This window comes from Flavobacterium flavipigmentatum (assembly GCF_020911905.1).
Taxonomy (GTDB): Bacteria; Bacteroidota; Bacteroidia; order Flavobacteriales; family Flavobacteriaceae; genus Flavobacterium; species Flavobacterium flavipigmentatum.
The window spans coordinates 1,775,028-1,790,740 of sequence record NZ_CP087133.1 but is presented as its reverse complement, the minus strand read 5'-3'; the positions used below and the strand labels follow the sequence as shown (position 1 = coordinate 1,790,740).

Genomic DNA, 15,713 nt, shown 5'->3' with positions numbered 1-15,713 from the left:
TTTACAAACCAATTATTTCTTCTCTTCGCCTTCGTTTATCAATCCCTGATTCCAGATTTTAATTTTATCCGAAGCCTTGATTCCGCTTTTAACCTGAACGTAAATTCCGTCGCTAACTCCCAACAGCACATCTTTTCTCTGAAATTTTTGTGGAGCCGTTTCTACTTCCACATAAGGTTTTTGAGTTTTTTTATCAAACTGTATCAATGATTCTTTTATCGCCAAGACTTTGTCTGCTCTTTCTAAAATAATAGAAGCATTTGCACTTAATCCTGCTCTAATAAAAGTGGCGTCTTTATTTTCTAAAGAGGCTTTAATTTCAAATTGTATGGCTCCGTTTTCGGTAACGCCTTTTGGAGCGATATAAGTCAAAACGGCATCAAATTTTTTGTTTTCGATCGCACCAACGGTAATTTCGATTGGCATTTTTTCCTTGATTTTACCAACTTCCGATTCATCAATTTTTCCAATAAAAATCATTCGCCCTACATCCGCAACACTTGCGATGGTGGTTCCTTCATTAAAATTATTACTTTCGATCACCTGATTACCCACTTTTACAGGAACAGCCAAAACCATCCCGTTTACGGTAGAACGAATTAAGGTATTCGCATAACTTCCTAACGAAGAAGTTGTACCTGTTTTTACGATATCTAAGCTTTGTTTGGCCGCTACATAATTTTGTTTGGCTTGTGTATACGCCAATTGTGCAGCATCAAAATCATTGGCAGAAATAACATCTTTCTCAAACAATGTTTTTTGCCTTTTATAAATTTTTTCTTGATTATCTAAAGCAATTTTTGCTGTCTGCACCTGATTTTGTGTAGTACTTACATTGGATACATTGGCAACGACTCTAATTTTGGCTATCATATCGCCAGCCTTGATCTTCTCGCCCGCTTTGATGTACACTTGCTCAATAATTCCTGATATATTTGGTTTGATTAGGACTTCTTCATCAGGTTGAATATTACCAGTAGCAATAGTATTTTTTACAATCGTTTTAGTCTCCGCTTTTTCAGTTTTAAAGACAATTGGCGACTCTTGATTTTTAGCGTACAAATAATACAGCGCGCCACAAAAAACTATCGCGATAAAAATTAAAATGGTTACAGTTATTCCTTTTTTCATTTTGTTTTTGGTTTAATCGATTATTTTTGATTGATAATTTATTCAGTACGTAAAGCGTCAACCGGCTTTACATTAATTGCGGTTTGAGCTGGAATAAATCCTGCCAGCAAACCTGAACCCACTAATATTAGTAACGCCACAAATACAACTCCCAAATCTACACTTGGATTCGCAAACATGGTATTGCTATTGGGGGGCATCGAATCTAGAACCATATTTAAAACAGCAATAATTCCAGTAGCAACGGCAATACCTAACATGCCCGAAATAATGGTTAAAAATATAGATTCTGATAATATTTGTCCACGAATTGCTCCTGGAGTAGCTCCAAGAGCTCTCCTTATTCCTATTTCCTTTGTACGCTCTTTAACTACAATGAGCATAATATTAGAAATCCCGATCACTCCCGAAATCAATACTAATGTTCCTACAAAGTAAGCAATGATTTTTAGAATATTAAACAAACTTTGCACTTTATTAAATTGTTCATACAAATCAAAGTTCCCTACCGCTCTATCATCTTGTGGATTGATAGAATGAAGTGCTTTTATTAATTCTAAAATTTTAGGTTTTAATTCGGTAATAGATTTTTCGTCCTTTGCGGTTAGCGCCATCCAACCTACTTTATCTCCAAAATTAAAAGCTTGCTGGAAAGTAGTAAACGGAATAAAGATGTTTTTTTGCTCCTGCTCAGCATTTCCACCTTGTTGCTTAGAATTGTAAACACCAACCACCATAAAATTGATTCCGTTGATTTTTACATAAGTTCCTACCGCTTCTTCTTCTTTTCCATAAAGCTCTGTGATGACTCCTTTTCCTATTACTGCGACTTTTCTCCTATCAATAATATCTTGTTGATTGACAAAACGTCCTTTTATGATATCCATTGGTTGCTGCTTTATTAGCTCAGGATAATCGCCATATACTGTAAATGCAGCCGTTTTTGTACCACGAACCACATTATTAGTACCATTAAAATCTCCTAGTTGATTTCTTGGCGATACATATAATAAATCTGGCAAAGCTGCTTTTAAAGCTGCCACATCGCTATTTCTAAACTCATAACGACGGGTTTTAGGCAAACCTTTATAGGCTTTTGATGTAGTTTGGCTCCACATAAACATTGTATTGGTTGCGATGCCATCAAAGCCTTTTTTTACACCGTTTTCGAGACCTTTTCCTGCAGCGAGCAAAATCACCAAAATAAATATTCCCCAAAACACACCAAATGCAGTTAATACAGTTCTAAAAACATTGGCCGTTAAAGCCTGTAAAATCTCATCCCAATTATCTTTTTTAAACATAATTATTCGTCTCTAAGTGCTACAATAGGTTTTATTTTTGCTGCTCTGTAGGCAGGGAAAAATCCCGCCATAGCTCCTGCAAAAACGAGTAAAACTAGCGTTGTAAGTGCTACGCTAAAATCGACTTCAGGATTTCTAAAAAATTCGCTTTGCACCATCGGACCGACGAATTCTAACAACAACAAACTGGCCAAAAGACCCACAAAACCAGCAATAGTAGTGATAAAAATTGACTCATGCAGTATCATTCCGATGATAGAAACAGGGGATGCTCCCAATGCTTTTCGAATCCCAATTTCTTTGGTTCTTTCTTTTACAATAATGAGCATGATATTACTTACACCAACAACTCCAGCGATAATGGTACAAATCCCTACCCACCAGAAAAATAGTCTAATATAAAGATTCAAATCATAAAATTGTTTAGCATCTTCTACAGAATTATAAACTCCTATCGCACTATCATCATTGGGTGCAATAATATTTTTACTTTTCAAAAGCTCTTTTACACTATTTGTAAAATTCTTGGACTGTGCCAAAGCTTCGTCATAATTTGCTTTTTTGTTTAGGACAAACATCATTCCGTTTATCTTATCACCTGCGCCATAAGCACGCTGAATGGTCGTCACTGGCATATACAATCTGGTTTCTTCTCTTTCTCCCGAAGGGTCTGTAAAAACACCAACTACTTTAAAATTAATACCATTAACCAAGACTTCTTTTCCAATAGCTTTTCCATCTTTAAATAAATCTTGCTTGACTTTTAAACCAATTGCAACAACTTTTTCGTTGTTTTTTAAGTCGTTATCATTAATAAATCTACCCTCGATAACGGTTCCATTTTCTATAGATAAATAATCAGGACTTACTCCTCGATATTGATAGCTTCCCGCTTCTTTTCCGTAGGTAACGCTGGCTCCCCAAGTAATATTTGTAGACGATTTTCTGTCAATTTGGTCATCGAATTTCTTTACAGGAAGATCATAATCACTATTTCTAAACTGAATTATCCTTCCAGGATTCAGTCCTTTGTATTCTTTTGTAGTCGTATTTGACCAAATTTCGATAATTCCTTCGGCATCGTTTTCAAATTGTTTTTCAATCCCGTTCTGAAGTCCTTTTCCTGCTCCTAGTAAAATTACCAAAATAAAAATTCCAGAAGCCACAGAAATCCCTGTCAAGAAAGTTCTTAATTTATTTTTGGCAATGGCCTCAAAAATTTCCTGCCAGCGTTCGATATTAAACATAAGATGAGGCTCTAACTTGTTCTACCATTTTATCATCAATGATTAGTCCGTCTTTTAAGACTACGTTTCTTTTACACATTGCAGCAATATCAGGCTCGTGTGTTACGATCAAAATTGTTTTTCCCTCGTCATTAATTCCCTGAATCAATTCCATAACTTCATAAGAAGTCTTGGTATCCAAAGCACCTGTAGGCTCATCAGCCAATAAAACTTTCGGATTAGAGGCCAAAGCTCTGGCAATGGCTACACGTTGTTTTTGCCCCCCGGAAAGTTCGTTTGGCAAATGGTGACTATGCGAACCTAAACCTACTTTCTCGAGATATTTCATCGCAATCTCATAACGTTCCTTTCTTTTAACACCTTGGTAATACAGAGGCATGGCAACATTATCAAGTGCTGTTTTGTAATTTATTAAATTGAAAGATTGAAAAACGAATCCCAAAAACTTATTTCTATATTTAGAAGCGATGGTTTCGTTTAATTTCTTAATGGGTGTTTTATCTAAAATATAACTACCAGAATCGGCTTCGTCCAAAATTCCTAAAATATTGAGAAGCGTAGACTTTCCAGATCCTGATGAACCCATGATAGCTACTAATTCGCCCTCTTCAATATTAAAATTAATGCCCTTTAACACATGTAATTCTGAACTACCCATTTTATAGGATTTGTGCAAGTCTTTGATTTCGATCATGGTTTTGTTAAATTTTGAAACAATAATAACATATTAATTAAGAAAAATATGATAACAAAACGTTAATAGTTTTGGAATCTTTAACAATAAGACTACTACTTTGCCAAAATGTTACACTTTATTTAGATGATATATTAATTTTCTTATTTTTGCCTCATCTAAATTATATTCAAAATGTTAAAATATTTTTCATTTTTATCTGTTTTCCTAGTATTCACGATACTTACAGGCTGCTCTACCTCTCAAAAAATCGCAACTTTAAAACCCGAACCAGACGATGCTAGTCCTTTGATATACGACAGTAATCCGTCTTTTATCAATTTACCTATTACCGTAAAACTAAAAGATATTGAAAACCAAACCAACACCATCCTAAACGGATTAATTTATGAAGATAAAAACATAGAAGACGATGATATCGAAATAAAAATTTGGAAATTGGCACCAATCAAAATAGAAAACGACCCTGCCAATCCGAATAAAAAAATAAAAACCATTCTACCGCTAAAAGCCAATATCAAATATAGAATTGGTACCAAAAAATTGGGAATCGCACTTTATGATACCCGTGAGTTTAACCTTAATGGAGTAATTACACTTTCGAGCGAAGTAGCCTTGACCAACTGGAAATTGAACACCAAAACTGTGTTTAAATCTTTGGATTGGAATGAAAGTCCGACCATGACCATATTTGGGAAAAATATGCCTATCACCTATTTAGTAAATCCTGCGATATCTATTTTTAAATCGAAAATTGAAAAACAAATCGATGATGCGATCGAGAAATCAATGGATTTTAAACCGAATGTTTTGTCGGCTTTAGAAAAAATATGTACGCCATTTAAAATGAATGATACTTTTGAGACCTGGCTCCGAATTGTACCTCTCGAAGTATACTCTACAAACGTAAAACTAAAAAATGACTTGTTTTTATTGGACATGGGTATGAAATGCAACATGGAAACTATCGTTGGCAAACAACCCGAGTCTAAATATAACGCTCATAAAATAATTCTAAAACCAATCGATAAAATTCCGAATCAAATTGCCGCGAACATTGCCGCTATATCAACTTACGCAGATGCTTCGAAAATCATGACTCAAAATTTTGCAGGACAGGAATTTGGTTCAGGTAATAAAAAAGTAACCGTACAAAATGTAGCAATTTGGCACAAAGACAGCAAAATGATCATCGCTTTGGATATGATGGGAACGGTAAACGGTACTGTATACCTAACAGGTTTTCCTCAATACAATCCTAAAACTAAAGAAATTTATTTTGACAAATTAGATTATGTTTTGGATACTAAAAGCAAACTACAACGCACAGCGAGCTGGTTAGCTCAAGGTTATATTATCAAAAAAATGGAAGAAAGCTGTCGTTATTCTATTCAGCCGAATTTAGAAGAAGGTAAAAAAAGTATGGCTACTTATCTTAAAAACTACTCACCAATGCCAGGCGTTTTTGTAAATGGAAAAATGGAAGATATTGTTTTTGATAAAATTCAATTGACCAATCAGGCTATTATTGCTTTCATCAAAATAAACGGCACTGTAAATGTGTCTGTTGATGGATTGAAATAAAAATTTAAAGTAGAATTTACTTGAAAAATTTAAATGAAAGAAAACATACTGCTTTTGCTTCAGATAATAACTGTTGATTTTTTTACAGCGTTTGGTCTGTATTCTCTGTTTTTTTTACTCTTATCCATATTTATAAAAAATGTTGTTTTATATAAAATAGATAATGAAGCGATAAAATTTATCTCTTTTGTTGGCGTTGTTTACTTTATAGTGTGGATTATAGGATTATTTGTTTTTTATGCAGAAAGCAACACCGAGGAACAAAACATTATGCTTAACAGAATGTTTGGAAAGTATTGGTTTGGAATTTGGACGCAACCCATTTTATGGTTTTTAGTAACCCAATTATTAAGAGTAAAAAGAATCTACAAAAACATTTTCTTACGGATTTTATTCAGCTTTATGCTTATTATTTCAATCGAAAGATTTATATTACTAACAATATCTTTTCATCGTGATTATCTCCCAAGCTCTTGGACCATATATAATGATTTAGATATTTATCCGTCAAACTTCATTCTTGCTGTGTTTTGCAAAATAATTGTATTCTTTTTCTTTGCTGGAATATATTATGCCATAACAAGCCAATTCAAAATGTTTCAAAAGAAAAAAGCGGAATAAAATTATTCCGCTTTTTTCTTTTTTGATTGGTACATTCTATAAATCAAAACACCTATAACTGCAACAAGCAAATACGGAATCGCCATTAAATATAAAATTCCGTCATTGACTGCTTCTGCTTTTTTTACATTAGAGTCTCCCGCCAGTGAGGCGCGACACATCGCACACTGAGCATTTGATGAAATTGCGAAAAGGAAAATACAAATTCCAAAAAATAACTTTTGAAACTTGAAACTTAAAACCTGAAATCTGTTTTTATTTTTAGTGCGCATAATAAGGAGAGATCATTAAGTAAACCACAACGCCTGTCACTGCAACATATAACCAAAGCGGAAATGTAATTTTTGCAATTTTTTTATGTCTATCAAATCGCTGCGCCAAGGCTCTTACATACGTCACCAATACTAACGGAATGATCGCAATAGACAATAAAATATGAGTAATTAAAATAAAAAAATACACATAGCGAACGCTTCCTATTTTAGCAGTTTCGATTTGATCAAGGGTTCCGTCATGATTCAAATCACCTAACTTAGTCGAATCTGCCGTCATGTGATACGCTACATACATAACCAAAAAAGCAACCGAAAGCGCAATTGCAAAAGTCATGAGATTCTCGTGTAATTTACGATTGCCTCTTTTTATTGCCATTACAGCCCCGACTAAAAAAATTGCAGTTAAACCATTTGTAGCGGCATAAATTGGAGGCAAAAATGATAGCGGCTCAACCTGAATTCCAAAATCTTTTAGTTTTACAGTAAACAAAACAGCTACCACAACTGGTATCAAAATTGAAACTGCGATAATAAATCCATTAAACTTTTTTTCAAGTGAATTATCTTCCATCTTATTCTTGTAATAATATTTTTATATCCTGCTGAATATCTCTTACTCCCTTTTTATCCAAACCGTCATAATACAAAATCGGATTTCCAAAATCATCTTTTCTACAACGAATTTTCCCTTCTTTATCTACCAATGCAAAAAGACCAGAATGCTCGAAACCACCATTTACTTTTGCATTTTCACCAGCATAAAGGTTAAATCCTTTATTTGATAAATCCATAATTTTAGCTTTGTCACCTGTTAAGAAACTCCAATTAGAAGACTTCACACCTAATAATTTTGCATGATCTTTAAGGACCTGCGGCGTATCATGGCTAGGATCAATTGTTATAGAAACAATTCCGAAGTTTGGATTTCCAAAAAAAGTCTTTTCGATTTCCAACATGCTTACATTCATTTTTGGACATATCGAAGGGCAAGTTGTAAAGAAAAACTCCAAAACATATACTTTCCCTTTCAGGCTCTCACTAGAGAATTTAACATTGTTTTGATTCGTTAGTTCAAATTTTGGAGCTGGACCAATTGTCAATAATTTAGCTTCTTCATTTGAGTTTTTAGAATTAACATTATCAAGACGGCTGCCTTTTACAACTTCCCCTTCTTTTACTCTGTCTATAATTTTTGGCACCGCATAAATTCCGAAAATCAAAACGATAAACGAAATCCCGATATAGGATTTATTTTTAAACATTTAATTAAAATTTAAAGTTGCTTTGTAGCATTATGATTCTTTTTCAGGGCTGCACGATATTCATAAAGGATAATTTTGAAATCGTCCAGCATTTCGTTGCTCAACTCAGATGGATGAAATGTATCATACCCCTCTTTATATTCATCTTTTTTGTCTTTATTCTGTTTGTTTGCGCCTTTTCTTCCACGAACATTACGTTCCTTATCTACAATATAAACATAAGAAGTCCCAAGTTTTTGGTTTAATTTGCCTTTTAAATGCAATTGATTATAAAAAGTTTTGATTTCGTCAGGCGAAGCAAAAACAAAATTCCAACCAGAAACATCTGTAAAAGGCGCTAATGCATCAATTACTTTTTGAGCTTGCAGCTCAGAGCCCAAAGGAGCTACTACAACAAACTGAAGGTCTTCAAAACCATGATAACGTTTATAAATTTTTTCGTTTAAATTGAAATAATTACCTCTATTGTCCAAAACATTCGAACCTGAGAATCCAAGAACAGTAATTTTTTTATTCAGCGAGACTTTTTTTCCATCTAATGATTTCCAGTTGCTAAAATCAGCCACTTTTGGCGTTATTACGGGAAGTTTTGTAAAACTATTAACTCCAGAAGCAAAAAACAAATAGGCTACAATTGGAAGTATAAAAAGCGAAAAAAGGACAATATTTTTTTTCATTGTTCTGAGGAAAGATTTGAAATACAAAAATAAAAAAAGCTCCGTTAAACGGAGCCTTTTTTTGAATTAATATCATGTTAAAAATTCCACTTGATGGTAGAATCTTTAAAAACCCCATAAATATAATGCCCTTCTGTTAACAGAATAAACAATAAATATAAAACTAGGAAGATAACCGGCAATACAACAGACCATCTAAGGCCACTTGTTTCGCCTTCCATGTGCATAAATGCCCATACAATATAATACGCTTTGAAAATAGTCAGGATATAAAAAATCCAGTTTAGTAAATTCAAACCAACAAAATGATTAAAGACCAATGATTCAGGCTTATAAATACCCAAAATAACTTCTACTACAGTAACTGCTGAAAGTAATGCAAAAACAAACCAGATTCTTTTTGTATTTGATACGTGCTCGTGTGACATAATAAATAAATAAAAATTAAACTAAGTAGAAAACTGTAAATACAAATACCCAAACTAAGTCGACAAAGTGCCAGTATAAACCAACTTTCTCCACCATCTCGTAACTTTTTCTTTTCTCGTAAGTTCCTAATAATACATTAAAGAAAATAATGATATTGATAATAACACCAGAAAATACGTGGAATCCGTGGAAACCTGTAATAAAGAAAAAGAAATCAGCAAACAACTTACTTCCGTATTCATTTCTAGTTAGGTTTGCTCCTTCTACAACATATTTTGCCTGACTTAAACGAGCTTCAGAATCAGCTCTATTTAAGATCGTTTTTTGTTTCTTTGCAGTAAGAACTTCTGTTCGTATTAGTAATTCTGGATGTGCTTTAAAACCTGCCTGAACTTCTGCAACAGAATATGTTGGTTGCGTTTCGGCATCTTCCATAAACCAAGTACCATGACTTCTTGTCAAGGACTCTCTTTGCTCTGGTAATTTTACTGCAAATTTCTCAATAGCAACTCTATTTCCTGATGCATCAACAAATTGCAACAAACTTCCTCCTGCTGTTTCAATTGCTCCATATTCTCCTTTTATGAAGTTTTTCCACTCCCAAGCTTGTGAGCCAACGAAGATTAAACCTCCAATAATAGTAAGAAACATATAGATGGCTACTTTTGTTTTTTTCATGTGATGTCCTGCATCAACCGCCAAAACCATTGTTACAGATGAAAAAATCAAAATAAAAGTCATCAAGGCCACATAAAGCATTGGTTGCGGACTTCCGTGCATAAACGGAAAGTGCGTAAACACCTCATCAGCAATTGGCCAAGTTTCGATAAATTTAAATCTAGAAAAACCATAAGCAGCCAAGAATCCAGAGAATGTCAAGGCATCAGACACGATAAAAAACCACATCATCATTTTACCATAACTTGCTCTTAATGGCTCATTGCCGCCTCCCCAAGTTTTTTCTTCGTTATTTGCAGTAGTAACTGTCGCTTCCATAAAAGATATTCGTTAAAAAGTTCCCAAATTTACGTTTTTTTCTTATTTAAAGAAATATAAAAATAAAAATAAATAAACCCACAATAAATCTAGAAAGTGCCAATACATTGCACCTAGTTCTATACCAAGAGTTTGAGTTGAATTGTATTTTTGTTTAAAATGATTATAAATTACAATTAAAAGAGAAATTAATCCTCCAGCTAAGTGTAATAAGTGCGTAACCGTCACTACGTAAAGAAAAGTTGTAGTAATCGAACTACCCTGACCCGTAAAATAATAACCGCTTTTTACAATTTGTCCAAAACCTACAAATTGTAAAATCACAAATAAAATCCCTAAAGCCAAAGTTCCCAAAAGAAATCCTGTGGTAGCACTCCTCTGGTCTTTTTGAATTGCTTTTTTGGCCAAATAAAATGTAACACTACATCCTATAATAACCAATGTACTCCAGTAAAAAGCAGTTGGCAATTCGAAATTTTTCAACCAATCTGCTCGTGACTTGCTTACTACAAATGCGCTTGTAAGCCCAGCAAACATCATGGTCATACTTACCATGGCGAATAACAAAATCAGCTTTGCTGACTTTGCTTTTCTCACTTGTTCCTCACCTGTTGTCATTGTCATTTCCATAACTATCTTAAAAATTTATCTACTATATATACTATTTGCAATAGCGAAATATACGAAACACTCACCAGCATTAATGTTCTTGCCGCTTTTGACGTTTTTAACTGATACAAACGAACTGCGTAAAATAACATCCATAAGCCCAATAAAAAAACCAAAACAGCTGCAACTGGCGAAATAAATAATTGCCCTGTATAACCTAAAACCGGCAATAAAGAAGCGATTATCAACCAAACCGTATATAAAATAACCTGCAAAGCGGTTCCTTTATCTTTTTTTCCTGTGGGAAGCATAAAAATATTAGCTTTTTCATAATCTTCAAACAAAAACCAGCCAATAGCCCAAAAATGAGGAAACTGCCAAAAAAACTGAATCAGAAATAAAGTTCCTGCTTCAATACCAAATTCCCCCGTAGCTGCAACCCATCCTAACATAAATGGAATAGCGCCAGGAAAAGCGCCCACAAAAACTGACAACGAAGTTACTGTTTTTAATGGTGTATAAATGCTTGTGTATAAAAATATAGAAATTGCAGCAAACATTGCCGACTTTGCATTGATTGTATAAAGAAGTGAAATACCGATAACAGTAAGCAAAATTGCCACAAATAAAGCAATATTTGAAGACATTCTGCCTGAAGGAACAGGGCGATTTTTGGTTCTGTCCATCAAAATATCGATGTCTTTTTCGATCACCTGATTGAATGCATTTGAAGCACCAACCATACAATACCCACCCACCATCAAAACTACTAAAACGCCCCACTGAAAGGGATTCTCTTCATTGACACCCAATAAATATCCCGCAATCGAAGAAAACAAAACACTAATAGCTAAACCTGCCTTAGTGATTTCTTTGAAATCGTTAAAAATTGATTTTATTGAAATTGTATTTTGCAAAGTATCCAATACGGTGATGATTTGTATGTTTTTTTGTGGTGCAAAGGTACAAATTAGATTAGAGAAATTCGAGCTATAACTTTAGATTTTTTCTAATAAAACCATCACAAAATAAGAACTTGCCAATCTTTAACACAATTATTTAGAAAAATCTTATTAATATAGACTAATAATCAAAATACCAATTGAAAATATCAGAGCGAAACCCTAAATTAAACCATGTGGTGTTTTGTTTAAAAGTTGTTGCAGTCTGCTGCATTGGGTCGAAATTTCTGTAAATAAAACTTCCAAATAATTTTAAATTCGTTGCCGGATTGATCAAATAACCTGCCTGAACATCGGCTATAAAAATATTTGCTTTATTTCCTTGCCCAACTTTTACTCCTGTATCACGCGGACGTTTTTCATCATAATCTTTATAAATATTTCCTCCGTAATTAAAACTATCTTCTGTCGTATCAAAATCCAAACCTCTGGTTCCAACGGTTAATTTAGCATCGGCAAAATACCTGCCTTTATGATATCTAGCAATAGTTACCAGTTCTTTAAAATTACCACCCCACTGATGTCCTAAACTTTGATTATTATGTGCATAATTGGTAATTACTGCACTGTGCGAATACACATACGGGCGTACATGATTGTACTCTAGTTGTAACAAAAGGTCTTTTACATTAAAAGCATTAAAATACTTTGCTCCTAATTGATATCCGTACTTATTTTTCCAGCTGTTATCACCTGCTTTTATGTCTCCGAACGAAAATTCATCAATTAAAAGTTGCGCATAAAGATTAACATTATTATTCCATTTGTATTTTGACGAAATTCCTAAAAGCGCATTACCACTTCGTGAAGAAGATGCAAATTCAACAGAACGATAAAAAATAATGGGATTTACAAAGTTAACATCAAATCCTCTATTGTTTTGATTGGACCAAACTACCGATTCAAAAAAGCCTAAATTTAGCTTGTTCGAAACATTCCAGCTCAAATAATGATTGGCCATAAATTTTGTTGCATAAGTTCTCTCTACTGTAACATCTGGACGAACATCTTTAAGCCACATATACGTATTGGTGTATTTTATTTTCCAAAAAGTAGTATTGATTTTAAAATACGGATAAGGACTCGCTCCGTCACTTTCTAACAAAGAGCGGTATCCATCACCAATAAAATTCCTTCCGTAACCCAACTGCAAATCAAAAGCTTTACTCGGAGCAAAAGTAATATTGGCTTCTGCCAAAGGAAAATCGTACGAATCGGTTTTAAATTGTTTTGCAATTCCCATTCCTGGAATTATAGCCGGATTTCCTCCAGAAGGCTTAATCGATTCGGCATAATCATTAAAATATCCTGCAAATCGGCCTTGACTTTCAAAAATAGTGGTAGTAAAATTAATTTGTTTTCCAATTCCTCCTCTAAAATTAAGAGCGCGTGTATTTACATACGTCGAAGCATCAATATCAGAAGCTTTACCCATTTGCAAATCAAAAATAGGATTCAGCGTCAGCCAATAATCTTCACCCTCGATCTGCACCATATTCTCGTTCCAGAATTTTCTTCCTAACCAACCCGAAGTCTTTTTTTGAAGAGACTCATTAACCGCTTTCAAATTATAATATTTAGAAACTTCCGCATAAGTATAAGGCTTAGAAGCCGTATGATTATTGCTCCCAACCTGATTCATAGCTCCATCAAACTGGGCATAATAACTGTGCGAAAAAGGGATATTCAAATGACTTTCAAATTCCAGATTGGTATATTTCTTGTAAACCAGACTATCCAATTCTGTCATGGGTTTCTCTAGTGGTTTTTCTATCAAAGAAGCTGCCAACGCTTCTGCCGCAATTTGTTCGGCACTTTTAAGAGGCAACTCTATCGAAATAGTATATTTTGAGTATGTCGGTTTTCCGTTATAGGTAGAAGGTTTAATTTTTGGAAAATTTCCAAAAACACGTTTTGCTTCTTCGGCTAAGGCATCATTTGCGGCATTGACATAAATCACTTTAAACTCGCCATTGACATCGACCTCAAAAAGCACTTTTACTTCTCCTTTATAATCTGCTTGTTTTAAATTATCAGGTATTTGAAAATTATGATATACAAAATCCTGAACTTCTTTATAAAAGCAATTTTCCAAATTCTTAGCCTGCAAATTCTCGCAATTAGAGAAAACCGGAAATTGCTCCGAGGTAAAACCAGGCTGTATTGCAGTATTATTTTTTTCCTGCGAAAAAGTAACTGTAGAAAACAGTAGCAGAATAGAAGCAAAAAAAATCTTATTCATGTAAAAATAGGTATTTATTTAATAGGTATTTGTGGCATTGCCCCCACTGGCTATTGCTTTTGCCGCAGAAGTTCCAATTCGCTTTACTCCAAGGCGAATCATACCGATCGCTTCTTCGTATGAGCGAACTCCTCCAGCCGCTTTTACAGGCAAAGGAGAGGCATTCTCTAACATCATAATTATCGTTGGAACAGTCGCTCCATTTGGCATTCCGCTTTGAGTTTCATAAAATCCAGTGGAGGATTTCACAAAAACTGAAGCATAATTTTCTTCTTTAAAATTTGAAATTACTACATTTTTAATCAACGCAGACAACTGAATAATTTCTTTATCAGTCAACGCAGCCACTTCAATAATCCATTTTACGGTTTTATTGTTGGCCAATCCAATTTGAGTACAAATTAAAATTTCTTGCTTTACTAAAGCGATATCCCCATTTTTGAAAGCCTCATAATTACAAACAAAATCCAGATCATCGGCGTCGTTTTCGATGGCTTCGTTAGCTTCCTTGATTTTCGTCTCAAGATCAGATTTGCCTTCTGGAAAATCAATTACAGTTCCTACCAATACAGATGAATTTGCTTTTAAAATCATTTCTTTGGCCAAAGTCACTTTGTCAGGCCGAACCATGACCAACTTAAAACCCTCGCTGATAGCCTCCCCAACAGCAGCCTTCACAACAGCAGTATTTTCTGCTTCGGTAAGACCAGCCTGAAAAGCAGTTTTTAAGTATGTTGAATCTAAATATGATTTGACATTCATGATTTTGAAATTACATGCAACTGGCACAAAAATACATTTTAAATCGTAAAAAACACCGATTCTAAAACTAGAATTTACGCCAACAAAAAACCCACCGAAGTGGGTATTTGTTTTATATTTTGTTTAGTTGCTTTTTGAAAATGATCGCTACAAAAATAGCACACATTGCTCCTAAAGTATTCGCCAAAACATCTGTTACATCTGAAGCTCTTGTTGTGGTGTATACACCTTGCATGATTTCGATCGTTATCCCAAATAAAACCGAGAATATAAACGAAACCAAAAAGGCTTTTGCATCGTCAGCGCCTTTTAATTCCTTTTTAAAAAACAAAATCCATGAAATTGTAAATCCAAAATGAAAACAAAAATGCACAATTTTGTCAATGCTGGGGATATTAACCGCAGGAATATTACTTGAATCTGTCAAACAAAAATAAGCGATAACTCCCGAGACAATTAATGCCCAACACAGGAGGAATAATTTATGCACCGATTAGCGTTTTGTAAGCCTCATCAGATAACAAAGAATCGATTTCAGATGCGTCTGCAATTTTTACCTTAATCATCCATCCTGCTCCGTAAGGATCAGAATTTACAGTTTCAGGCGCGCTTTCTAAACTGTCATTAAAAGCAATAATTTCTCCGGTTAAAGGTAAAAACAAATCTGAAACTGTTTTTACAGCTTCAACTGTTCCAAAAACTTCATCTTTATCAAGTTTCTGATCTAAAGTTTCTACTTCAACATATACTATATCTCCTAACTCTTTTTGAGCAAAATGAGTAATTCCTATAGTTGCAACGTCTCCTTCGATGCTAACCCATTCGTGATCTTTTGTGTACTTTAAATTTGATGGTATGCTCATAATAGTATGTTTGAAAATTGATAATTTAAATTTTAAGCCACAAATGTAATAATCT

The 15,713-nt window shown here is 34.0% G+C and carries 18 protein-coding genes; 2 read left to right on the top strand and 16 right to left on the bottom strand.

Going from position 1 to position 15,713, the window contains the following annotated elements:
* Positions 1-12 precede the first annotated feature (12 nt).
* From LNP22_RS08065 to LNP22_RS08050, 4 genes are read right to left on the bottom strand one after another with little or no spacing between them, the layout of a single operon-like run.
* Positions 13-1,131 (bottom strand): efflux RND transporter periplasmic adaptor subunit, encoded by a 1,119-nt coding sequence (locus tag LNP22_RS08065; protein ID WP_229976081.1) that lies wholly within the window; start codon positions 1,129-1,131, stop codon positions 13-15.
* A 38-nt stretch (positions 1,132-1,169) separates the two neighbouring features.
* Entirely contained in the window at positions 1,170-2,435 is a 1,266-nt protein-coding gene (locus LNP22_RS08060) for an ABC transporter permease (RefSeq protein WP_229976080.1), read from the bottom strand.
* A gap of 2 nt (positions 2,436-2,437) precedes the next feature.
* Positions 2,438-3,682, bottom strand: a complete 1,245-nt coding sequence (locus tag LNP22_RS08055; RefSeq protein WP_229976079.1) for an ABC transporter permease — start codon at positions 3,680-3,682, stop codon at positions 2,438-2,440.
* A complete protein-coding gene (locus LNP22_RS08050; RefSeq protein WP_229976078.1) occupies positions 3,675-4,376 on the bottom strand; it encodes an ABC transporter ATP-binding protein in 702 nt (233 codons plus the stop codon). Before LNP22_RS08050 ends, LNP22_RS08055 begins: the two co-directional genes overlap by 8 nt.
* 174 nt (positions 4,377-4,550) lie before the next feature.
* On the opposite strand from LNP22_RS08050, the gene LNP22_RS08045 reads away from it, so the two are divergent.
* Both LNP22_RS08045 and LNP22_RS08040 read left to right on the top strand, forming a co-directional pair.
* Positions 4,551-5,960, top strand: coding sequence for a DUF4403 family protein (locus LNP22_RS08045; RefSeq protein WP_229976077.1), 1,410 nt, complete (start codon positions 4,551-4,553; stop codon positions 5,958-5,960).
* A 33-nt stretch (positions 5,961-5,993) separates the two neighbouring features.
* Positions 5,994-6,581, top strand: a complete 588-nt coding sequence (locus tag LNP22_RS08040) for a hypothetical protein (RefSeq protein ID WP_229976076.1) — start codon at positions 5,994-5,996, stop codon at positions 6,579-6,581.
* A 2-nt stretch (positions 6,582-6,583) separates the two neighbouring features.
* Here LNP22_RS08040 and LNP22_RS08035 read toward each other — a convergent pair whose 3' ends face one another.
* The 12 genes from LNP22_RS08035 to gcvH form a co-directional block, all read right to left on the bottom strand.
* The gene (locus tag LNP22_RS08035) at positions 6,584-6,853 is read right to left on the bottom strand and encodes a hypothetical protein (RefSeq protein ID WP_229976075.1); all 270 of its coding nucleotides are present in this window, start codon (positions 6,851-6,853) and stop codon (positions 6,584-6,586) included.
* A complete protein-coding gene (locus tag LNP22_RS08030) occupies positions 6,843-7,427 on the bottom strand; it encodes a DUF420 domain-containing protein (protein ID WP_229976074.1) in 585 nt (194 codons plus the stop codon). The genes LNP22_RS08035 and LNP22_RS08030 overlap by 11 nt, the downstream gene beginning before the upstream one ends.
* Before the next feature lies 1 nt (position 7,428).
* Positions 7,429-8,118, bottom strand: coding sequence for an SCO family protein (locus tag LNP22_RS08025; RefSeq protein WP_229976073.1), 690 nt, complete (start codon positions 8,116-8,118; stop codon positions 7,429-7,431).
* An 11-nt stretch (positions 8,119-8,129) separates the two neighbouring features.
* Positions 8,130-8,795 carry a hypothetical protein gene (locus LNP22_RS08020; RefSeq protein ID WP_229976072.1) on the bottom strand — a complete coding sequence of 222 codons (666 nt, stop codon included), beginning with the start codon at positions 8,793-8,795 and terminating at the stop codon, positions 8,130-8,132.
* A gap of 77 nt (positions 8,796-8,872) precedes the next feature.
* Positions 8,873-9,223: a cytochrome C oxidase subunit IV family protein gene (locus LNP22_RS08015; RefSeq protein ID WP_229976071.1), complete on the bottom strand. Its 351-nt coding sequence runs from the start codon at positions 9,221-9,223 to the stop codon at positions 8,873-8,875.
* A gap of 16 nt (positions 9,224-9,239) precedes the next feature.
* Entirely contained in the window at positions 9,240-10,220 is a 981-nt protein-coding gene (locus LNP22_RS08010; RefSeq protein WP_229976070.1) for a cytochrome c oxidase subunit 3, read from the bottom strand.
* A gap of 42 nt (positions 10,221-10,262) precedes the next feature.
* Positions 10,263-10,850, bottom strand: a complete 588-nt coding sequence (locus LNP22_RS08005) for a cytochrome c oxidase subunit 3 (RefSeq protein ID WP_210664598.1) — start codon at positions 10,848-10,850, stop codon at positions 10,263-10,265.
* 2 nt (positions 10,851-10,852) lie between these two features.
* A complete protein-coding gene (gene cyoE, locus LNP22_RS08000; RefSeq protein ID WP_229976069.1) occupies positions 10,853-11,755 on the bottom strand; it encodes a heme o synthase in 903 nt (300 codons plus the stop codon).
* Positions 11,756-11,912: 157 nt separating this feature from the next.
* Positions 11,913-14,033, bottom strand: a complete 2,121-nt coding sequence (locus tag LNP22_RS07995) for an energy transducer TonB (protein ID WP_229976068.1) — start codon at positions 14,031-14,033, stop codon at positions 11,913-11,915.
* An 18-nt stretch (positions 14,034-14,051) separates the two neighbouring features.
* On the bottom strand, positions 14,052-14,795 hold the full coding sequence (deoC, locus tag LNP22_RS07990) for a deoxyribose-phosphate aldolase (protein WP_229976067.1): 744 nt from the start codon (positions 14,793-14,795) through the stop codon (positions 14,052-14,054).
* Between the two features lie 112 nt (positions 14,796-14,907).
* Complete coding sequence (locus LNP22_RS07985; RefSeq protein WP_210664594.1) at positions 14,908-15,285, bottom strand: VanZ family protein; 378 nt, start codon at positions 15,283-15,285, stop codon at positions 14,908-14,910.
* Positions 15,278-15,658 (bottom strand): glycine cleavage system protein GcvH, encoded by a 381-nt coding sequence (gcvH, locus tag LNP22_RS07980; RefSeq protein WP_210664593.1) that lies wholly within the window; start codon positions 15,656-15,658, stop codon positions 15,278-15,280. The genes LNP22_RS07985 and gcvH overlap by 8 nt, the downstream gene beginning before the upstream one ends.
* Positions 15,659-15,713: the final 55 nt, after the last annotated feature.